The 22,603-nt window shown below is 44.1% G+C and carries 16 protein-coding genes; 4 read left to right on the top strand and 12 right to left on the bottom strand.

All coding sequences use genetic code 11. The features are described 5' to 3' along the window. Window positions 1-86 precede the first annotated feature (86 nt). Window positions 87-1,289 (top strand): MFS transporter, encoded by a 1,203-nt coding sequence (locus MKY92_RS14925; protein ID WP_339301536.1) that lies wholly within the window; start codon window positions 87-89, stop codon window positions 1,287-1,289. Beyond that, complete coding sequence (locus MKY92_RS14920; protein ID WP_339301534.1) at window positions 1,282-1,926, top strand: TetR/AcrR family transcriptional regulator; 645 nt, start codon at window positions 1,282-1,284, stop codon at window positions 1,924-1,926. The genes MKY92_RS14925 and MKY92_RS14920 overlap by 8 nt, the downstream gene beginning before the upstream one ends. A 91-nt stretch (window positions 1,927-2,017) precedes the next feature. Here MKY92_RS14920 and MKY92_RS14915 read toward each other — a convergent pair whose 3' ends face one another. From MKY92_RS14915 to MKY92_RS14880, 8 genes are all read right to left on the bottom strand, one after another. Next, window positions 2,018-4,279, bottom strand: a complete 2,262-nt coding sequence (locus MKY92_RS14915) for a glycoside hydrolase family 3 N-terminal domain-containing protein (RefSeq protein ID WP_339301533.1) — start codon at window positions 4,277-4,279, stop codon at window positions 2,018-2,020. A gap of 95 nt (window positions 4,280-4,374) precedes the next feature. Next, a complete protein-coding gene (locus MKY92_RS14910; protein WP_339301532.1) occupies window positions 4,375-5,295 on the bottom strand; it encodes a carbohydrate ABC transporter permease in 921 nt (306 codons plus the stop codon). A 15-nt stretch (window positions 5,296-5,310) separates the two neighbouring features. Next, window positions 5,311-6,252 (bottom strand): ABC transporter permease subunit, encoded by a 942-nt coding sequence (locus MKY92_RS14905; RefSeq protein ID WP_051153902.1) that lies wholly within the window; start codon window positions 6,250-6,252, stop codon window positions 5,311-5,313. Window positions 6,253-6,389: 137 nt separating this feature from the next. Continuing rightward, window positions 6,390-8,066 carry an ABC transporter substrate-binding protein gene (locus MKY92_RS14900; protein ID WP_339301531.1) on the bottom strand — a complete coding sequence of 559 codons (1,677 nt, stop codon included), beginning with the start codon at window positions 8,064-8,066 and terminating at the stop codon, window positions 6,390-6,392. A 42-nt stretch (window positions 8,067-8,108) separates the two neighbouring features. Further along, window positions 8,109-9,770, bottom strand: coding sequence for an ABC transporter substrate-binding protein (locus tag MKY92_RS14895; RefSeq protein ID WP_339301530.1), 1,662 nt, complete (start codon window positions 9,768-9,770; stop codon window positions 8,109-8,111). 121 nt (window positions 9,771-9,891) lie between these two features. Then, on the bottom strand, window positions 9,892-11,631 hold the full coding sequence (locus tag MKY92_RS14890) for a sensor histidine kinase (protein ID WP_339301529.1): 1,740 nt from the start codon (window positions 11,629-11,631) through the stop codon (window positions 9,892-9,894). Further along, the gene (locus MKY92_RS14885; protein WP_339301527.1) at window positions 11,613-13,199 is read right to left on the bottom strand and encodes a response regulator; all 1,587 of its coding nucleotides are present in this window, start codon (window positions 13,197-13,199) and stop codon (window positions 11,613-11,615) included. Before MKY92_RS14885 ends, MKY92_RS14890 begins: the two co-directional genes overlap by 19 nt. A 105-nt stretch (window positions 13,200-13,304) precedes the next feature. Further along, complete coding sequence (locus MKY92_RS14880) at window positions 13,305-15,287, bottom strand: hypothetical protein (protein WP_339301526.1); 1,983 nt, start codon at window positions 15,285-15,287, stop codon at window positions 13,305-13,307. Window positions 15,288-15,446: 159 nt separating this feature from the next. On the opposite strand from MKY92_RS14880, the gene MKY92_RS14875 reads away from it, so the two are divergent. Next, window positions 15,447-16,298, top strand: a complete 852-nt coding sequence (locus tag MKY92_RS14875; RefSeq protein ID WP_339301525.1) for an AraC family transcriptional regulator — start codon at window positions 15,447-15,449, stop codon at window positions 16,296-16,298. Between the two features lie 120 nt (window positions 16,299-16,418). Here the strand turns inward: MKY92_RS14875 and MKY92_RS14870 are convergent, their stop codons facing one another. The 4 genes from MKY92_RS14870 to MKY92_RS14855 form a co-directional block, all read right to left on the bottom strand. Further along, entirely contained in the window at window positions 16,419-18,734 is a 2,316-nt protein-coding gene (locus MKY92_RS14870; RefSeq protein ID WP_339301523.1) for a glycoside hydrolase family 95 protein, read from the bottom strand. 287 nt (window positions 18,735-19,021) lie between these two features. Then, a complete protein-coding gene (locus tag MKY92_RS14865; RefSeq protein ID WP_339301521.1) occupies window positions 19,022-19,447 on the bottom strand; it encodes a MarR family transcriptional regulator in 426 nt (141 codons plus the stop codon). A gap of 137 nt (window positions 19,448-19,584) precedes the next feature. After that, entirely contained in the window at window positions 19,585-20,325 is a 741-nt protein-coding gene (gene nfsA, locus MKY92_RS14860; RefSeq protein ID WP_339301519.1) for an oxygen-insensitive NADPH nitroreductase, read from the bottom strand. A 274-nt stretch (window positions 20,326-20,599) separates the two neighbouring features. Then, complete coding sequence (locus MKY92_RS14855) at window positions 20,600-21,703, bottom strand: Gfo/Idh/MocA family oxidoreductase (RefSeq protein ID WP_339301517.1); 1,104 nt, start codon at window positions 21,701-21,703, stop codon at window positions 20,600-20,602. 265 nt (window positions 21,704-21,968) lie between these two features. On the opposite strand from MKY92_RS14855, the gene MKY92_RS14850 reads away from it, so the two are divergent. Continuing rightward, window positions 21,969-22,313, top strand: a complete 345-nt coding sequence (locus MKY92_RS14850) for a helix-turn-helix domain-containing protein (RefSeq protein ID WP_339301516.1) — start codon at window positions 21,969-21,971, stop codon at window positions 22,311-22,313. The last annotated feature ends 290 nt before the right edge of the window (window positions 22,314-22,603 follow it).

Genomic DNA, 22,603 nt, shown 5'->3' with positions numbered 1-22,603 from the left:
GATTTACATATTTCCTTCAAATCATTTAAAATGGTTTACACAATGTAAAGGTTAACAAGTTGTAAATGAAGGGATTAATGACGTACATGAGTACATTACCAAAATCAGTTCGCTTTCCACTGTTCATTCTGATGTTAAATCTGTTTATCGCTTTATTGGGCCAAGGGATGATTATCCCCATATTGCCGGAGTATTTGAAGCTTTTTCATGCGGGAGGCACAGTAGCAGGATTTTTAGTTGCAGCCTTCGGTGCCGCTCAATTCTTCTTTTCCCCTCTCGGGGGACAACTGTCTGATCGATTTGGACGCAAAAAGTTGATCATCGCAGGTATGTTTCTGTCAGTCATTTCAGATATCATCTTTGCGCTGTCGACGTCATTGCCGTTCCTCTATGTCGCACGGTTTATCGGTGGAATCAGTCTTGGTTTAATGGTTCCTGCCAACCTCGCATATGTCGCCGATATTACAACGCCAGAGACACGTGCAAAAGGCATGGGCTATTTCGGTGCAGCTATGAACTTGGGGATGGTTCTGGGACCTGGTCTGGGCGGTATCATTGCCGAGATGGGCATTCGCATGCCCTATTTCTTCGCAGCGGGTCTGGGACTGATTGCGGCCCTGATGACACTGCTATTGCCTGAGACACTTCCCCCGGAGAAAAGAACGGTCTCCATCCGTCTTCAAAAAGGAGATCACTTGGGCAAGAAAATCTGGAGTTCTTTTAAAGTCCCCTATTTCAAATATTTGATAGTGTTGCTTGTCATGACCTTTGGCCTCATGAGTTATGAGACGGTATTTGCTCTTTTTGCAGAGCAAAAATACGGATTCGACGCTGCAACAATCTCCATCATTATTACCTTGGGCGCGATTATCGGTATCGTTGTGCAGATCTGGCTTTTGGATTGGTTCGTACAGAGAATCGGTGAAGTTAAGTTGATCCGTCTCTCCTTAATAGTCACACCCATAGCTTTATTGTTAATGTTAATTAAGGTCAACCTTGTGTTTCTGTTGTTCGCTTCTGCGTTATTCTTTGCCTTTAATTCGTTTTTGCGGCCTTCGGTCAGCACGTTAATATCCAAGAATGCAGGAGATCGGCAAGGTTATGCATCCGGTCTGAATACTACATTTTCCAGTCTCGGAACGGTGATTGGCCCGCTGATCGCAGGACTATTGTTTGACAAAAACATAAACTTCCCGTATATTTTTGGTGCAATTATGCTGCTTGCTTCTCTCGGACTGACCTTGAACGCATTTCGTTCGAAGAAAGGACAACTGTATACAAGTGAATGAAAACTGGCATCAACAATTGGGAAATAAACATCGTGACGATTTGATTGCAGCAGGTAAGGAGCTTTTTTTGAAATATGGATTGCTCCAGGTGAAGATTAAGGATGTATGTACGAAAGCTGAACTTAGTAGAGTGACCTTTTATAAACATTTTCAGTCTATGGATGAGCTTCTTCTAGCCATTCAGATGCAACTGATCGAACATTTAACAAATGAGATTAGTCGTACATCAACGAAGGACATGAACGGGCGAGAACAACTCAAGGTCATGTTGAATGCATGGGTTGTGTTTGCCCAGGATCATCCAGACTACATCCGGTTTATTCAATTATTTGATATCAACTATGAGATGTATGATTTTAGTCCTGAATTAAGAGAAAAGTATGATAAGTTCAACCAGCACGGGAAAGAAAAACATTTCCTGATGGGCGCTTTATCCCAAGGCGTTGTTGACGGCAGTATTAAGAATCCGTCCCCTCCTCTCGATCTGGCTCAGTTTATCTTCACAACGATGATGGGCATGCTCCAGCGCATGGTAACTATTCGTGCTGCTCATGATAATTCATTGGATATGCGAATGACGGAGCAATTTGTGAAGATGCTGCTCCATTTTGTTTGTAGTGAAGAAATACCCGAGTGATGGCATGGTAGATAGATCGATAAAACAAAAGTTTGAAATAAAAAACGGATTCCGTATATTGGAATCCGTTTTTTTCTTCATTAAATAAACGTTAATCCGTTAGCACGGGCAACTGTCCTCCAGCTTTTAGTTGACCAAGCAATACTTTGATCCCGGCAGACGTATTGGGCTCCTGCTTTCCATACACAGCAAGCCCTGAGCGCACGTTCTGTAAATAGATCATCTCGTAAGGGTTACCGAGTGAGAACAGCGTGTATCGCTGATTACTCTTGTTCATCGCATTAATCAAGGTTTGATAATCACCCCAACCGAACTGGCTGGCCACATTGCGGAACTGGTAAGAAGCAAGAATGACATAATTGGCTTTGCTAATCGCCTGAAGTGTTTCATTCATGTTGCCTTGTCCAACAAGTGATATTTCAGTTTTTAACGACAGATTATTAGCCGCTTGCAACAGCTGCTTCTCAAGCTGTTTCGCCTGTTCCTGCTCAGCTGCGACAATAACAACCCGGTCGCCTTGCTTCATTGGATCAGGAAGCACACCTTCGCGACTGCTGAGTACAGTGACCGCCCGCTCTGCGATTGTCTGCTCCACTGCTCGGTGCGCCTTCGATCCGATGATACCGTTAAGCTGAGTTAGCTTTTGCGCAAGAGTTTGACTGCGTTCAAATAAACCATATTTCGCTTTCATCTCCAAGATTCGTTTCACAGATGCATGTATGGTTTCATCCTTGATCGTTCCATTGTTGACTGCTTTCACCAGCGTTTGATGGGCCGCTGCTGAATCTTTTGGCATAAGGATGATATCAACACCTGCGGAAACGGCGCGTTCCACCGATTGATTCTCCCCAAAATGCTCCGCAATTGCATTCATGGTAAAGGCATCCGACACGATGAGACCTTCGTATCCCAGCTCTCCGCGAAGAAGTCCTGTCAGTACCTTTTTCGATAAGGTGGCAGGAATCGGCACACGTTCACCGTCCTTGAGGGAAGTGACATGCTCGTTGTCTATGGCAGGGAAAGCAATATGCGCGGTCATAATCATCTCTACACCATCTTTGATTGAAGCCCGAAACGGTTTTAATTCTACCGCATCAAGCCGTTCTCGGTTATGGGCAAGCACAGGCATACCAAGATGGGAATCTACCGTTGTATCTCCATGTCCCGGAAAATGCTTAACTGCCGCCATCACCCCTGATTGCTGTAGCCCTTTTATCGTTGCCAGACCAAGCCGTGTCACCATATCCGCATCCGAGCCAAACGACCGTATACCAATGATGGGGTTATCGGGATTGCTGTTGATGTCCAGTACTGGCGCAAAATTGATCTGCAGCCCCAGTGCCTTCAGCTCCTCCCCTGTCAGCTGACCGGCTGCTTTGGCTAGCGTTGCATCTCCGGTTGCGCCAAGCGCCATCTGTCCGGGAAGGTTCGTGCCTCCTGGTATCCGCTTAATAACGCCTCCTTCTTGGTCGATGCTAAGAAATAGAGGAATGTCACCTGCTTCTCTTTGGATATCATTTGTGAACGTTGTAAGCTGCGTCGCGTCTACAATATTTTTGTCAAAGAGAATAAGTCCGCCCAAGTCCTGATCATGGATCGTGCGCTTCAGTCCTTCATTCACGGTCGTTGTTGCTTTACCATTCCATTGCCTAATGTCGGGCATAAGCATCTGACCAACTTGCTCGCTTACCGTCATATAGGATATCAATTTATCCCAATCTTGTGTCCGAATGGCCGCTTCACGTTCGAAGCGAATTACTCTCGCCATAAATACGGCATATTCAGCGCGCGTGACAGCTTGATTCGGACGGAAGGTGGCATCTGAATAACCGCCGACCAAGCCGTTTGAACTCATAATAAGAATAGGTGCTGCTGCCCAATGCTTGTCCGTATCAGTCCATTTTGCAGGATTCTTATCTTCCTCTAGTGAATAAGCCCGTGTAAGGAAGGCCGCAGTCTCTGCGCGGCTAAGTGGTGCGTCCGGACGGAAGGTTCCGTTAGGAAAACCACTCGCAAGTCCATTTTTAGCAGCTATCATGATTTCTCGATGGAAAGGGTGTGTAGTTGGAACATCCGAATAGGTTGTGCCTTCCACTGCTCTTTGAAGCTGATCTGGATAAAGCTCGCGCACCATAAAAGTGACAGCTTGTGCCCTTGTCACAAGTGCCTCTGGCTTAAAGATCCCATTGCCATATCCGGCTACTGTTCCCCGTTTCGCCATATACGTGATGCCATCCTCTGCCCACTTGGAATACTTTAGATCAACAAACGTTTCTTCCGCAGCTGCCGTTCCCACCCCAATAAGCATAGAGCCAAGAACGGCACCAATCATCGTCATCCATTTTACATGCATTGGTTTCACTCCTGTTGTATTCTATGGATGAATAGACGTTACTACGGTACAGTTTGTTGCGTTTTCATACTTCTATAAAATTATTCAGGTCATGACTAACCCTTCACGCCACCAATCGTCATACCCTGTACAAAGTATTTCTGTAAGAACGGATACACCATCAGAATAGGAACACTTGCAATAATGGTCATGGTCGCTCGAATCGAGGTTGGTGTGACCGCCGTTGCATTGCTCTCGGCAGACTGATAAGCATCACTTGCTGATGAAGTCGCTGAGGTCGTTGAAGTTTGCAGAATCTTCATCAACTCGTATTGCAGCGTGCTCAATTCTTTATTGGAAGAGTTGTACAGGAATACATCGAACCAGGAATTCCATTGTCCCACAGCTACAAAGAGTGATACGGTTGCCATTGCGGGAATCGTTAGCGGCAGGACAACGCGGATAAATGTCGTGAACTCCCCTGCCCCGTCAATACGGGCTGACTCCAGAATGCCTTCAGGAAGACCTTCAATAAATGAACGGATGACAATCATATTGAAGACTCCAATTACACCCGGAATGATATATACCCAGAAGGAACCAATCAATCCAAGGTCTCGAATTAGCAGATAACCGGGGATCAACCCCCCGCTAAAGTACATGGTGAAGACAAAAAACATCGTAACAAACTTGCGAAGCACAAATTCCTGACGACTAACCGTATACGCGAGCATGGCTGTACAGAAGACGGACACCACGGTTCCAATGACCGTACGCAGCGCCGAGATCAGAGTTGCGTGATAAATATCAGATTCGCCAAAAATGTATTTGTAGTTGTCCAGTGTCCATACACGAGGCCATAGATATATTCCACCCCGAATGGCATCGTTTGCATTATTGAAGGATACGGCAATCATATTAACAAAGGGATAGATCGTCACAATCATCAGACATATCATGAAGATGATGTTAATGGTGTCAAACGCTCGATCCCCGGTGCTGCTATTACGCAAGCGGGATGTGTTTCCTTTACGCATGGCATAGGCCTCCTTTTAGAATAGTCTGCTCTCTCCCATTTTTTTCGCTATATAGTTCGCTGAGAAAAGGAAGATGAAGCTGACCACAGTTTTGAATATGCCAGCTGCTGTACCTAAGGAAAAGTTCCCCATCCCTAATCCATATTTCAGGACAAAGATGTCCAGATTCTCCGAATAGTCCATATTCATCCCGTTACCCAGCAGATATTGTGGTTCGAATCCGGATTCAAGAATACTTCCCATGTTCATGATCAACAAGATTACAATAACCGGTTTCAAGCCGGGCAGGGTGATATATAACATCCGTTTGAAGCGACTGGCTCCATCAATCTCGGCAGCCTCATATTGCGCCGGATCAATTGCCGTAATCGCTGCCAGATAGATAATGGTGTTCCAACCGACATCTTTCCAAACCTCAGTTGCCCCCAGAATACCCCAGAAGTATTCACCTTTCCCCATCCATAGTACCGGACTGTCAATCAGGTGAAGCTTCATCAGCAGCAGATTGATAATTCCGTCTGGTGACAGGACTGTTAATACAATGCTGGAAGCAACAACCCACGAGATAAAGTGAGGCAGATAACTGACGGTTTGCACAAAACGTTTAAATATGACATTTTTCAGCTCATTCAGCAAAAGGGCCAGTGTAATTGCTGTCACAAATCCCAACACCAGTTTGATGGAACTCATAACGAGTGTGTTTCGCAGCACCCGGTAGAAGGTATTGTCCTCAAACAAGATACTAAAATGATGCCAGCCGACCCACTGCTGATCGGAGAAGGACCTCGCCGGTTTGAAATTCTGAAAAGCCATGGTCCATCCCCATAACGGCAGGTACTTGAAGATAAAAGCCCAGATGACAAAAGGAATACACATCCAGGCAAGCGTTCGTTGCTGCACAAGTCGCTTAAAGAACGAGTGTGCTCTGGTTCCCTTCGGACTCGAGGCTGGAGGCATCGAGTTAAGGGAGACATTAGGTTTCTCCACGATGAACCTGCTCCTTTCCTGTGCTGTTATTCATGCGAGGAGAAGCCGGAGTTTATGCTCTTTCGTCTTCTCCTGCGCATGTAACAGTTTGTTTTAAAGTGTTCGTATTACCATTTTCCTGCTACACGATCCTTCACAACTTTGGTAATGGTCGCTTCATAACCAGCTTTGTCCAATTTGTTCAATTCAGCCATGTAGGCATCCCACAGCTTATCAAAATTCGATGGTGCTCCCAAGATCATTTCCGGTAAGTATTTACGTTGCAGATCATCTGATTTGGTGGTGAAGATCTGTTCAGGTGATCCTTGCTCAAGGGCGATGGACCATGCGGGGAACCATGGCCGCTCTTCCGGTTTGTTAAATAATTCACTAAAGGTTTGGATACCGTAGGCTTCAAGGAACTTGTTGTCTCCCTCGGTGTAAGATGCAGCGGCTACTTCTGGCTGGTTGCCAGGGCTATAAGCATTACCATCGGTAAGTGTAGATTCACCGCCATATCGCGGCCAGTCTGATCCGAAGTAGGTGAACCCGAATTTACGGCTCAGCTCCAGATCATCATGGGCTTTGCGTTGATCCTCATTTGCAAAATAGAACCTGCCCTTATCATCCACACTGTACGTCTCGTCCTTGATTCCCCATTGCACCAGAACCTGATTCTCTTCCTTCAGCAAATTATCGAAATATTTAATGATACGGACAGGGTCTTTGGCATTCACCGAGATACCTGTTGCATAGTTGTTGACGAAGCCGGGAGGATCAACATACTGATCCTTAATTCCTTCATCAAACACAATCGGAAGTGGTGCATAACGTTTCTCATCAATGCCTGCCGAGAGCAGGTTTTTCGACGCGTCTCCAACCTGCCAGCCATAATTGAAGTATCCTAACACACGACCCGAAGTCAGCTTGGCCAAATACTGGTCTTTGTTCATCGTAAAGGATTCCGGATCAAGCATGCCTTGAGCATTGATCTCATTTAACTTCTGAATCCATTTTTTCTGGGCATCTGTTCCGGCGACGACTTTTGCCTCATGGGTAGTCATGTCCACCATAACACTGCCATCGTTCGGATAACCGGCAAGATGCATCGCTGGATTTTGCAGTGTGAAGAAGTTATTAGCCACACCCGCAAGTGACACAAATCCGATGGTCTCTGCACCGTCGACAGTTGGATGTTTTTCCTTATAATCCTGGATCAGATCAAAATATTCATCCAGTGTAGTGATCTTGGGATAATCAAACTCCTTGAGCACAGAGCGTTGAATCCAGAAAGCTCCTCCGCCCACATTTGGACTACCTGAATACTCACCCTGATTAGCTGTATAAGGCAGTGCATAGATTTTTCCGTCTTCGGCATTTTTCATTTTATCGAAGTATGGTCCATACACTCTTTTGATATTAGGGCCGTATTCCTCAATCAGATCATCCAGCGGAATATAGGCCCCGGCATCCAGTAACTTGGACATCTCACCACTGGAGCTAATGACATCAGGATAGTCTCCACTGGCAATCATGACACCGGCTTTGGTAGCACTATCACCTACCAGATATTCCATCTTCCAGTCCACACCCGTCTGCTCTTGCAACGCTTTACCGATGGTTGTTTCGCTTGCCAGAACATCCTTCTTGCCTGGAGAGAACATGTAATACGAGAACGTGACTGGACTGTTCTCATCATCACCTGTGGCTGAAGGTGATGATGACGAGTTGTTCTGACTGCACCCAGCCAGCAAAACTGTAAGTAATACAGCTAAACCCGCTGTTCTAAATTTTGGTTTTAACATATGAATATTCCCCCGTTCCGTGTTTTCTCTTATGGATTACACTCACCATTTGCCAGCTACACGATCCTTAACTGCCTGTGTTATCGTAGCTTCGTATGTTTTCTTGTCGAGTTGATTCAATTGACTCATATATTCATTCCATGTGTTCTCGAAAGTGGAAGGTGAATCCATAATCATTTTGGGTAAATATTTCTTCTGGAGGTCTTCTGCCTTGGTGATAAAAATCTGTTCAGGAGAGCCCTGCTCCAGTGCAATGGACCAAGCAGGAGACCAAGGACGCTCATCCGGCGTGCTGAATAATTCTGTGAATGTCTCCACACCATATTTCTCTAACAAAAGCTTATCTCCGTCGGTGTAACTAAAGGTAGCCACTTCTGGTTGATTGCCCGGCCCATAGGCGTTGCCATCCTCCAGCACGGAGTTATTCCCGTAACGAGGCCAGCTGTAATTAAAATAGTCAAAGCCGAATTTACGACTTAATTCCGGATCTTCGTGTGCTTTGCGTTGGTCATCATTTTCAAAGTAAAAGCGGCCCTCATCATTCACACTATACGTCTCGTTCTCAACACCCCATTGAACCAGAATCTGGTTTTCTTCCTTAAGCAAATTATCAAAATATTTAATAATTCGCACCGGATCTTTGGCATTTACGGTAATTCCGACACCGTAGTTGTTCACAAAACCTGGCGGGTCCACATACTGGTCTTTGACACTTTCATCAAATACGATCGGTAGAGATACGTATCGTTTATCGTCAATACCAGCCTTCTTGAGATTGTTCGTTGCGTCTCCAACTTGCCAGGAGTAACTGAAATATCCCAGCACTCGACCGGACGTCAACTTGGCGAGATACTGATCCTGGTTCATTGTGAAGGATTCAGGATCAAACATCCCCTGTGCATTAACCTCGCTCAGCTTCTGAATCCAGTGTTTCTGATAATCAGATCCGGCTACCAGTTTGGCTTCATGACTCTGCATATCCACCATCACACTGCCATCGTTTGGATAACCTGCCAGATGCATAGCCGGATTTAGCAGGGTGAAGAAGCTGCCCGATTCACCCGCAAGTGTGGCGAAGCCGATGGTTTCTTTCCCATCGATCTGCGGATGCTTTTGCTTGTATTGTTCAATCAAGTCAAAATATTCGTCCAGTGTTTTGATCTTGGGGTAGTTAAATTCTTTTAACACAGCACGTTGAATATAAAAGCCGGTCTGGAAGTTAGGCTCTGACACATAACCGATGTTGGCAGTGTATGGCAAGAAGTATATCTTTCCATCCTCCTGTCTGAATTTGTCCATATAAGGCCCGTATACCCGCTTGATGTTAGGCCCGTATTGATCGATCAGTTCATCCAGCGGGATAAAAGATCCTGCATCCATCAATTTGGCCATTTCACCACTAGAGTCGATGATGTCGGGGTAATCCCCACTCGCAATCATTACACCTGCCTTGGTTGCACCATCACCGACCAGATATTCCATCTTCCAGTCAACGCCTGTTTGTTCCTGTAGCTTCTTGCCAATGGTCGTGCTGCTTGCCAGAATGTCCTTCTTGCCACCCCCAAAAGTGAAATATTTAAAGGTGACCGGGGTGTTGTCATTACTGTCAGGATAAGAGGCTTCCGGGCTGGCTTTATTACACCCTGCCAGCGTTACAGCCAGTAAAATGGCCAGACCTGTTATAATGTTTCTTTTTCTAAACATGTAGCAAATGCCCCCTTAAAGTATTGTTTGTGTCTTTAAGCCTTCTCAATATATCAAGATAGCGCTTTCAAAGTTACCCATGAAAGTGTACCTCCTACTTTGAAAAGTATATCCCTCGTATTTAGTCGCCTGGCATGGCTGATGGATCAAGTGGAAGCTTAATTTGGATACGCATACCTTCTCCTTCCCATGTCTGGATGTCGAATGTAAAGTGATTTTTATAACAAAGTTTTAAACGACTATACGCATTTTTCATGCCAACATGCTCTCCCATATCGGTGTTCTGATCCAGGTAACTTAACAACTCTTCCAACTTTGCTTGTGACATCCCTATACCGTTATCCGTTAGTCTGATATGCAGCTGGTCATTTTCCATTGAAACGAAGAGTTGAATGATACCTACACCCGGAGATGACTCAATTCCATGAATACTTGCATTTTCAACAAAGGGAAGGATAACCATCTTGGGGATTCGGTACATCAGTACCGCAGGATCTGCCTCAATGGTATATTGGAGTTTTTCTCCAAAGCGGTATTTCTGAATTTGCAAAAAACTCTCGATGAGTTCCAATTCTTCTTGTACTGTCACATCATTCTGATTCCAACTAATCGACTTGCGAAACATCTTGGCCATGTTATGCACGATTTTGGCTGTCTCTTTTTCGCCTTTGATGAGGCTCCGCATACGTACCGACTCCAGCGTATTAAACAAAAAATGCGGGTTGATCTGACTATGGAGCGCATGAAGTTGTGCTTGCTGCTGCTTTAACTCCAGGTCTTTCTTTTGGATGTCGGCGAGATATACTTCATGAATCAGGTTATGGATCGTCTCGGTCATTCGATTAAATTCCATCGTAAGTTGACCTATTTCATCTCTTGCATCTTCAGGCGGAATCGTCTGGAAATTCTGTGTTTTTACTTTTTTCATATGTTTTAGAATGCGCACCAACCTGACATGGATAGTTCTGGACATCGCCGCGATGATAATAGAAGGCAGGACAAAATTAATGCAAGCCAGCCATACGACGAAGGAACGGGACTTCCGCACCTCCTTCAACACAATTTCTTCATCCATCACCCCTTGCAGGGACCACCCTTCCAGATAGTTAATGCCTGTATACGTAAGTTCAAAGGGAATCATTTTGTTCGGAAACTGGATCTCACTGTAACGTTTCCCTATCTGAGCTTCTTCTGCTGTAGGATCATTTGAAAATTGGATGTGTCCCCCCGGATCAAGAAGATACACTTTTCCATCAAATCCGCTGTTGTGAAAATACTGCTTGATCATATCCATATTCAGGTCAATTTTAAGTAACTGCTCTCTCCCCCCAGTGTCCAGATTGTCGAGCCTTTGAACCAGACTTAACATCTGATCTGATGAGATCAGTGCCGGATAAGGGGCGGAGTATGCCTGAAATTGAACGTACCAGTCCGAGTTGCGGACATCATCAGTTAAACGATCAATATAACCGGAAGATAAAATGGTAGAGTTATCGGTATACACTTGATACCAGCGAATTCCCTGATTCATTTGACCGGAGAATTGCCCTTTTAGATAGGAATTATAAGCGTCAATGTACTCAAAATGACTTTGAAATGAACGGGAGATGGTGTCATTGAATACAGGGTCAGTATATAACGAATAAGAGAGGCCGACGCCCTGATCAATGGTTACCCGCAGGTCGTTCCTCAGATTGTTCAAAGCCATGCCGGCATCACGAGTTTTCTGACTACGAATATTGGCGGATGTGACATTGTAGAACACCACATTGGTGACAACGATGGGAATAAACACGGACAGGACATACATCAGCAATAGCTTATCTCGAAGCTTCATGTAGTTCAGGTTCCATCTTGGCATTGTGCACCTCGCTGCTCATTTCCCATAAGGAGATTGCGATATTCTGTAGGCGATAACTTAACAAGTTTCTCAAACTGGGTTACAAAATAATCCGCGTTTTGAAATCCTACGCGTGCAGCAACCTCGTACATTCTCAGATCCGTCTGGCGCAATAACTTCTTCGCCTCATGAATACGCAGGTTCAACAGATAGTCATTGAAATATTGATTGTAGCTTTTGCGGAATAATCGCCCAAGATAAACGGGATTCATGTAGAAGAGTGCAGCAATGCTTTTGAGATTGATGTTCTCGGTATAATTTGCATCAATATATCGTTTGATCTTGCTGATATCCCCTTTGGATCGCTCCAACCGCAGATGAGAGACATATTCCTCGGCCTCCTCCAGCGCGATGAGAAATGTATTCTGCAATAGTCGTAAATTCCAACCTTCATGACTTTGTTGTGCCAGCTCCTTCAGCTGCTGCAACCCTTCATCATTACCACCCATTTCGTTGACCACAGAGAGAATACCCGTTATATAACGCAATAGAGAACCAGATACAGCCTGAGGAGAAAATCGATTCACATGAAACAATTTGAATCTCTCTTCTACAATCTTGTGGTACGCAGGCCTATTCCCCTCTTCCAGGCTCAAAATTAAGTGATCCACCTCGTCCTGGTATACATTGAAAACAAACAGCGGTTTGTCCTTGATCTCCGTATAACGCACGACACCGCCAGTTTCAGCATATTTATGCTTGGCTGCTTCTTCAGCCGCCTTAAGGGATTGTGGGACATCGCCAATTTCTTTGACGAGTGTTCCTGCGTAAAGGCCGATGTCCAGGTTAAACCTTTTGCTCATTGTTATATGAATACTATGCAGTTTATCCTGTAACGCTGAGCCCCCTTGATGATGATCAGGCCACAACAGTAATAATGCAAACGTGCCGCGTTGTTGCTCACTGATGAACATTTTGCATAAATTACTCTCCAGAGAATGTACTGCTTCACGTAGCTGTTCAATCGTAATTTTAATTTCATCTAGTCCGGTCTGAAGTTCAATCAAATTCATGAGCAGACTGGAGTTACGATTGATCCCGAGCATCTCGGCATATCGATGTTCATCTTCCTTCTGTATATGGCCTTTGATCATATCCTCCAGCATGATGTTACTGGCCTGTCCCTCAGCCAAAAGAATATGTTTTCTTTTATTGCAAATCAGATTAGCCGACTTCTGCAACGTTGCCATCAGTTCTTCATCATCAATAGGCTTCAGGATATAGTCATGAACGCCGTACCGGATTGCCTGCTGTGCATATTTGAAGTCATGATAACCACTGATGATAATGAACACAGGTTCCAGAAGTGGCATTTTCTCTACGGCACGGATCAGTTCCAGCCCATCCAGTATTGGCATACGGATATCTGTAATAATCACGTCTGGTTTCAGGCATTCAATCAGATTTAATGCCTCTGCACCGTTCTCTGCCTCTCCGATAATCTCCATGTTAAGATCCATCCAATTTATGAGTTCATACAGCCCTTTTCGTACATACATCTCGTCATCTACCAGCAATACTTTTAACATCTGTGTGTCCCCTTTCCTCCAACGAAAATAAACCGCCGGTAGCATGTCTCCCTATCGGCGGAATGAATCTAATATGGTGACTGTTGTAGTTATTGCAAAATACATTCACTCATGTCGTGCATAATCCCAATAGTCACCAACGAGGCCTTCGATGATCGATCCACTAGCCCATGGCATCAAGCAAAACCAGGTGCTGGCTGGCGTACCATCCTCATATTTTTCAGTGACCAGTCCTTCCGAATGACAGAAGCGTTCAGACATCCATCCTTTTTTGCCATAGCCGAATTCTTGATCATAACGATTATAGGTCTGACAACCCCACCCGATAGTATCCATCATACGTTGGCGAACATAATTGTCTTCCCGTTGTCCAACATAATACAAGAGCTCATCCACTAGATTGCTGGACATGGGGTGAATATGCGGATTAGCTACTGAAGTAACACTTCCCCCGGAACTGGACCAGCCTAATGTACTGAGCGGCGGAATCTTAATAGGTGAGTTGTAACAAAATTTGAAGCTGAATTCATAACTGATTGCATCTCTCATGTGATCTAGATACAGCTCGTCACCGGTCAACGCATGCAGAAACCGAACAGCTTTGATGTAAGCCAGGATGCCTTCCGAATCAACTGCCTTGTCCGCATCCAGCGGAGCGCCGTAACATTCCATTTGTTGGACATAGGTGTTGTAATAATGGGCTTCACTGCGTCTGAGCTCATCCAGAGAAGATTCATCATGGGTTAACCAGCAGTAATACGCCTTGGCAGCAAGACACCAGACCCCACTAAAGGCATCATATTCAAGACCAGCTCCTGTCCGCTCTGACAAAATGGTGGGATATTCTCCATCCGTATTCTTCGTGCACTCCAGACGATCGAGTATTGGTTTGACGTAAGCAAGCCAATCATCGTGTCTCACATTTCGAATGCGCTTCTCATAATCGTAGCTTTTCAGAATGTAGAACATCGCTTGAGCTACAAGGTATGAGGAATGTCCTGGGGTACGCATGCCGTCAAACCACCAGCCTTTAACACTCCATATCCCATCCTGATAAGCGTCATACGGAAGTCCGGATTCGGGATTCATGGCATTCTCGATAATATTGGTAATACAGGATAACGCCTGCTGTCGCATGGGCTCATTATTCAGGCGCAGTGCGGCCATAAGCATTGGTGCAGCGATGGTCATACCATTGGTCCAACTGATTGAGATAATTTTGTTGTATCGGTAGCCACCGGTTTCAGCAGCATCTTCATATACAAATGTAGAATAATGATGATCCTCCGGAAGCCAGGCATACTCATAGATGGCATTGGACAAATCCGTTACCGTTGTCTGAATGTCACTTCCTTCTCTTGGTTTTTCGTGATACCTCCTATAGATTGTTTCCAGTGCTGGATTGATGCCCAGTTCTGATTCAGACTGGTAGTTATATAGTTCAAGTGTGAGCCCAACCGATTCACCTGCCGCAAGTTCAAAACAGTTTTCTCCAAGGGCAGCTCGCTCATGGACAAGTCTGGATTTGATAAATAGCAACGGTGCATTCTCATATCCCAACGTATATCCGACCGTACCCTTTTCAATAGAACATGTGAATCCACCATACTGCACAAACGTTCCTTCCATTCCTGGATACCATTGCTGCTTCTGGCTTCCTGTATTGATCCAGTAGGGACTTGCGCTTAGACCAACAATCCGACCTTCATCATAGATAAGTGCAGCCGGATGAGACAGACGATCACTTCGGACCATCCACCAGGGTGATGAAGGGCGAGAAGGACTGCCCTCCCTTAGTCTGGGGAACTCATTTGGGACATTCTGTGGTGCTTCGCCCCGGTTGCGGCCATACATAAATGCAGGCAAAAAAAACCTCGGATTCTGTTTGTCCAACGGCATTTCCACATGAATAACCCCTGCCCAGGGATTCTGGCCCTTGTTGTAAATCTGAATGTCGGCTTGCCATGGGTCTTCTGCACTGCCGTTCCCGCTTTTTACTTTTACGTCAGCCTTGAGAGCATGCTTGTCCAATGCTGTGTACTCTACGGTGTCCTGCACTCTACTTCGTGCCGTGAAAATCAGATCCATCTTTTCCTCCAATCGCGTTGTACACACCTGAGTGGAAACGCTTGCAATTATGTATCCATCATGCTAGGATGGTTACATTTTATAGGTTCACGTCTGCAATTTCATTGCACAAACGGCTATATTTATTGCGCGAAACGACAAGGAGGCCATATATCCGATATGAATGAGACTTCAGAATACCTGTTTGATCCAATCCAGAATGAACTGTTGTACCTTCATCGCACCACCACGTATAATATGGGAACGTTTTATCATCGACATAATGCATATGAACTTTACATATTTCTTCGTGGCAATGTAAACTTCTATATTGAGAACCGTTGTTACCATTTGCAACGTGGCGATCTGCTCGTTCTTAGCCCGGAGGAGATGCACCGTTCCTTTGCCTTGGACAAAAACGAATATGAGAGAATTACCATAAATCTGAAAAAGTCATATCTGAACCGTTTGTCTACTTCAAGCACCAACTTATCCGCATGTTTCGACTACCGTCCCAAGGGTAAGGGTAATATCGTACATCTTGAAGTGGAAGAGCTTCAACGAGTGCTGCAATTAGCTGGCGAGCTTGAACAGTGTCTCTCATCAAGTGACTATGGAGCGGATATTCTGGGGAATATTTTGATTACACAGTTACTCCTTCTAACAAATCTAACTTTTCAAAATACGGATTTTGTTGCAACAGATATTATGCCTGAATTAGTTCGAAACACGATGGATTACATTGAATGTAATCTGACGAGGCAACTGACCCTCGAACAATTGTCAGAGGCTATGTTCACGAATAGGAGTTATATTAGTCGGCAATTCAAAAAGCATACCGGACTCACGATTCGAGCATATATTCTTAGTCGCCGTATAGAGCTGTCGAAATCTTATTTAATGGAAGGGTTGAGTATTACAGAGGCCTGTTATCAATCCGGTTTTGGAGATTATGCCAATTTTATTCGCAGCTTCACCAAGCAGGTCGGCACTTCACCTGGTAAATTTGTTAAATATGGAAGTCTTCTTTAAACATTGCATTGAGCAAAAAGACGCCAACTTTTGCCTATATCTTATTTCAGCAAAAAAAAGAGCGAATTCACCCGGCAATTTTATCAGCCGGTATTCGCTCAGGTAATCGGTAAGTTCTTATTATTTATTCCATTTATCCCCTTTTAATTCAATCATGGCATTGGGGCCAGGGAAGGTTAATTCTATCTTTTGGTCCAGATAGGATAGGGTTACTCTTGATTCTGCAATAGAACGAATTCTGGTATTTAACAGACGACCATTTTCCCATTCCAGATCTATTTCAAATCCGCCCCGAGCCCGAATACCACGAATATATCCTTTTGGCCACGCTGCCGGCAAAGCAGGTAACAATCTGATTACTTCGTTATGGCTCTGGAGAAGCATCTCTGCTATACCTGCAGTACCTCCAAAGTTCCCATCAATTTGAAATGGAGGATGGTCACAAAACAGATTGGGTAATGTGGAGGAACGTAGAAGTTCCACGATGTTATCGTGTGCAAGTTCCGACTCCTCTAATCGTGCCCACATGTTGAGAATCCACGCCCGGCTCCATCCTGTGTGTCCACCACCGTGTTCCAGTCTTCTGTCGAGTGTTACACGAGCTGCCTTGGCCAGGTCAGGCGTTGCTTGCAACGTAATTTGCGTTCCAGGATGCAAAGCGAATAAATGGGAAATATGTCTGTGACCCGGTTCCAATTCATCATAATCGTTACTCCACTCTTGGATCTGGCCATGTTTGCCAATGGAGGTCTCCGGTATTTTGGTTAAAGCACTACGGAGTAATTCTCCAAATTCCTGATCCTCTTGCAATATTCGGGTACTTTCAATGCAACGCGTGAAGAGTTCTCTAATAATCTGATTGTCCATTGAAGCACCAAAACATAAAGCCCCCGACTCTCCATTATCTAATATATAGCGATTTTCCGGTGAGGACGAAGGACATATCACCCAATTGCCGGAAGGATCCTCTGTAAGATAATCCAGAATAAACATAGCCGCATCTTTCATCGTGGAGTAAACTTTTTTGAGAAATTGAACATCCTTATTGTATTCGTAGTGGTCCCATAGATGTAATGAAAGCCACGCTCCTCCCATAGTCCAAAACGTCGATGTCATGCATACATCCTGCGGAGCAGCGTCTGCCCAGATATCCGAATTGTGATGAGCAACGAACCCCTTGCATCCATACATGGTTCTAGCGGTTTCCTTTCCCCGGACTTGCAGTCGATCTATAAAATCAAACAATGGAATGTGACATTCAGACAGATTGCAGCTTTCTGCAGGCCAATAGTTCATCTGTGTATTAATATTAATCGTATATTTGCTATCCCATACAGGAAGCATGTCTTTATTCCATATCCCTTGAAGGTTTGCCGGTAAAGAACCTGGACGGCTGCTTGAGATAAGCAGATAGCGACCAAATTGAAAGTATAGACTCAGCAGTTCCGGATCATGCTTACCAGCTCTAAGCCGCTCAAGGCGCTGATCGATTGGAAGTTCGGAACATATCACATCTTTATGTTCATCTTCGAGATGTATATCCATCCGCTTGAATAAGGATTGATAGTCCGAGACATGATCGGTGAGCAGTTCGCTATATGGTTTTGCGAAAGCAGCTTCAATTCTTTTGAGGCACTCCACTTCGAGTTGTTCCTTGGGTACTCGGAAATCCGTGCAAGCCGTGATTAGAATTGTTGCTGAATTACCATCCTTCAGAGAAAGCTGACCGCTTGAATAATGAACCTGCCCCCCTTCAGATATAAGGCGAATCGCACAACAAAATCGAATTCCTTCCTCTCCCCCACTTCTTCCTCGGATGATCAAGTCATTCGTTCCACGCTTCTCGATCCGGTCCAGATAGGATTGGAAACCAACAGGATGCTTAAGAATATCTGAATAGGATGTTGATTCCAGAACGGTTCCCCTGCCAAAAACAGTGGAGAAAGATAACTTTCCAGGCACGCTAGATTTGAGATGAACAACGAGCACTTGATCCGGGTAGCTAGCAAAATAATCTCGGCTGTAAATGGATTGATTTGCGGTATAATTCACGTTTACCTTGCCATGTTCCAGATCGAGATGTCTTTGATATTCATTTGGTTCATGTTCACTGTGATCCATAGCGATATAGAAGTCCCCTAGTGGCTCATAATGCCTTTGCCCGTCAGGAACACCTACCAGAGTATCTGCTGCGAGTTCTTCTGCTTCCCTAATCTTACCTTCAAAAATCAGGTTTCTGATCTGAGATAAAGATTCAAGTGCTTGTGGATTATTCCGCTCCATCGGACCACCATACCACAGACTATCTTCATTAAGCTGAATTCTCTCGATCTGTGTTTTTCCAAAAATCATGCCACCAAGAGTTCCATTTCCGATAGGTAATGCCTCTTCCCATGTTCCAGCTGGTTGATTAAACCAGATATTTTTGGTCTTCACGTTAAAACCTCCAGCGAATTATAATCCCCACATTTTTCATGTTTAGTGTGTTCCGTTTGTATGTTCTTTCAGTGTACTGTAATCACTTCAACATCGAAATGAACAAAATTAACTTGAATTATCACAATCTTATCCCAGCATTAGAGATGCAATCGTGAATTCCGAAACGGACAGTACAAATTCTTTGTTCTGGACAAGGATGCATATCTATTGGCAGTAAAAAAAGCCGCTATAATAGCGGCTCTGCTTCGTTCATTTCATTTAGCTTACATGAAGCTTGGCATAAGTTATAAAATATTTCGCTCCATTTGTTGCATGAATTGCCTCAATATCAGCCGATCTTCCGAAGAAATGGATTGAAGTAGTTTCTCTTGCTGCTCTCTCCATTTATACTCAACCGGTTTTTCTAATTCTTTGCCCTTATCGGTTAGAAAGATACGCATGATCCTTGCATCCTGTACATCACGTTTGCGATATATAAAACCGTTCTGCTCCAGTGATTTGACCATGTTTGTAACCGTTGGTGGTTCGCATTTCATATGTTCACTTAGTTGCATCTGTGTTACCCCATCACCCAACCACAGCCGATACAACAAATTATCTTGTCCTACATAGAGATTAAGTTCCCGAAGAGATTCACTATAGTTTCGACGCATTTGGGAGGAAATTCGATCTAAGGACTGTCGAATATCACAATCTACTGCATCTGTCATGAACAATCCCCCCCTAACATCCGAATTATATTTAGCAGACTAAATGTATCATGGGGATATATAGGTGTCAATTCTCCTTAGTGTCGTCTTTAAGGGCCTTTTCCTATCCAATTTTTACAACAAAGATTGGTTGGTCCTTATTTTTTGGCAAACCCTTGCTTGTTCAAATAGCTCATCATTTGCGGTTGAATACTTCTCTCGAGGTGATCCTGTATATGGTCACTCCATCCTTTTACTTTTTTTACGGTGAAAGGAGCTCTCGTCGGACGATTTTCATAATACTTCAGCATGGTCTCATCATAGATTGCTAATTTCTCTTGATCCATTGGTTGGTATTGATTATCAAGCAATACCATGGATTGAGGGAGCCGAGGTTTCAGTTCCGGCTTATCTCCAGCTGGATTACCGATACATAATCCCACCAGAGGGATAACATATTTCGGTAAATTCAATACGTCAGATAGTTCGCTAATATTTGCTCTGACCCCACCAATGAACACTCCGCCAAGTCCCAGCGATTCAGCCGCGGTTAACGCATTTTGTGCCATCAGGCCGGCATCGAAAGAACCAATCAACAGAAATTCAATATATTCAATATCCACATCCGGAGCGATTTCATGATTTCGGTTGAAATCTGCACAGAAGACCCAGAATTCGGCCGCTTCTTCAATATAGGGTTGATCGACACACAGATGTCTGACTTTTTTTCGAAGTACCGGATCTGTGATGCGAATAATGGATACCGCCTGCAGAAGACTGAACGATGAAGTTTGATTCGCTGCCTGAAATATTGCTTCTATTTGATCATCAGTTAGGGGTTGAGATGTGTAAGAACGAAACGATGTATGATTATGAAGCAATTCGAGTGTGTTATTCATTAAGAACCTCTCCTTTATTCGTTGATTCCATGTTCCTGCAATCCGTATCCGTAAGGAACGCCCATATTCTCGCCTAGTGTTTTTCCTTCATATTCCTTATGGAACAAACCGCTTTCCCGAAATCATCTGTAGTGCCAGTTGCATCACTTTTATCCTCAACCATCTTCTCCTTCGTTCTGGAAAGGCACAGATATGTGTGCCCTTACTATAAGCGCGAATATATTTAGCATGCTAAGTATATGGATGGATCAGATTTTTTTCCGTTTAGGGAGGGTTATAGATATTGACGTTCACCGGTCTGGGCTGATCTCTCGACGGCATCCAGTAACTGATGTAGTTTCACCGCATCCTCGAAAGTAGGTGCTAAGGTAGTGCCTTCTTGAATATCTTTGGCAAACTTGCGATAAGCCTGAGCCATGTTTAGAACAAATCCGGAGTCGTTATATAGAGAATGTGGAGCCGAGAAATAGACATCGGGAATGGTTAGTTCACGAAGCTCGTTGTCCGTAGATCCTGCACCGCGTAATTGGTGTGATCCGAATTGAATGGATGCAGGAGCGCTCAGCACAATTGTGCCGTTGTCTCCGAAGATTTCAAGTGTGAGTCCTGTCTGATGTTTAACTCCACCTTGAATATGGACACTGGCTGCTGCACCATTAGTCAATTTTCCTGTAATCATGATCTGATCATCCGTCGTTTTCTTGATGACTTTCTGAATATCAACCAATTCAACTTCTGGAAACTGTTGAGCTGTGGTTGCAGACAATTCTGTAAAGTCCCCAAGCATGAAAGTGAAGGCATCCAGATTATGGCCCCCTACAATGGTCAGCAAGTTCCCCCCAACTTTCCGGTCATACAAGTACGCAGTCGACTTGTCACCAACGCCACCCATGCCATCTATAGCGATCTTCAGGTTGGCAGATAACACTTTGCCGACATAACCGTCTGCCAATAAATCTTTTACGTATTGAACGGCCGGGGCTTGTCTAGCCTGTAATCCAATCGCATTTGGCAGTTGTGCGGACGCTATCCATTCCTGCATTTCAAGCGCTTCCTCTGTATTAGAACCCAGTGGCCATTCACAATAGATTGGTTTGCCAGCAGGAGCGATGGCTTTGACTGCATTATAATGTTCCTTGACGTTAATACTGACAACAACCATATCCACATCAGGGTGCTGAGCCAACTCCTCCATATTATCAAAGCCATGATCTGCCCGGAAAGCTTCTGCGCTTTTCTTTGCACTTACCATATTACTTGTCCCAACCGCTGTAAGCTCGAATTCATCCAAATGCTGAATAGCTGGAATATGTGTACCACTCGCCCACCCGTTATTAATGGATGCTCCTATGATACCTGTACGAATTTTTTTACTCATTGTTAAACATCTCCCTTGTTAATATTTACAGTATGATTGAATATTGATTTGTCTCCAGCCCTTATAAGTCACTCATTTCTATGATATATTTTATTTAGCTTGCTAACTATTCAATCGAGATACATTATTATTCTTTCACATTTTAGGTAAACTAAAATTGTTTTGGTGTTGACACCATCATAGGTGTATTTGTTTTGTTTGCAAAGAGGGCAATTTAAATGAACATAGTACATCTTTTTGTACCTTTGGACCAGGAGTGATATGAATGAGAGTTTGCAATGAAGGATTTGAACAAGAGTTTATAGATGGAAAAAGTGATATGTACGCCATAGCTTTTACTCAGAATGTCCTTTCTGGGCGTTGGAAATATTTCATCTTATGGTACCTAAAAGACGAAACACGGCGATATACGGATATCAAAAAATTCCTTGGCGATCTGTCCCAAGGCTCCCTCACAAAGCAGCTTAAAGAGTTGGAAAATGATGGTGTTATTCAACGTGATGTATATCCGGAAGTTCCTCCGCGAGTTGAGTATTCCTTAACAGACATGGGAATGAAGTTACTACCGATCCTTGAAAAGATGGAGGACTTCGGCAAAGAATACGGCTAAGCAACTTAAACTAGGCTTCCATATTACTTATCTTTGTTAAAGGGGGGATGATATGTTTTTCTTCTTTTTCTTTCTGTTGCTTGGAATGATTGGTTTATTCTTTGGGGTTAGAGCACTGAGACGACCTAACTCGTGGCCTTTTAATCGTACGAAGGATGAACTTCATGAATACGATATGATAGGTATCAAGTTTAGAGGCGTTTTTCTCCTTGCTTTTGGTACTGTTCTGACTATCGCCTCTTTCCGACTTCTCCTTATAGACAAATAAAGTTGCTATAATAGCAACTTTA

It is taken from the genome of Paenibacillus sp. FSL R5-0623, assembly GCF_037974265.1.
Lineage (GTDB): Bacteria > Bacillota > Bacilli > Paenibacillales > Paenibacillaceae > Paenibacillus.
This window is presented reverse-complemented; position numbering and strand designations above follow the sequence as displayed.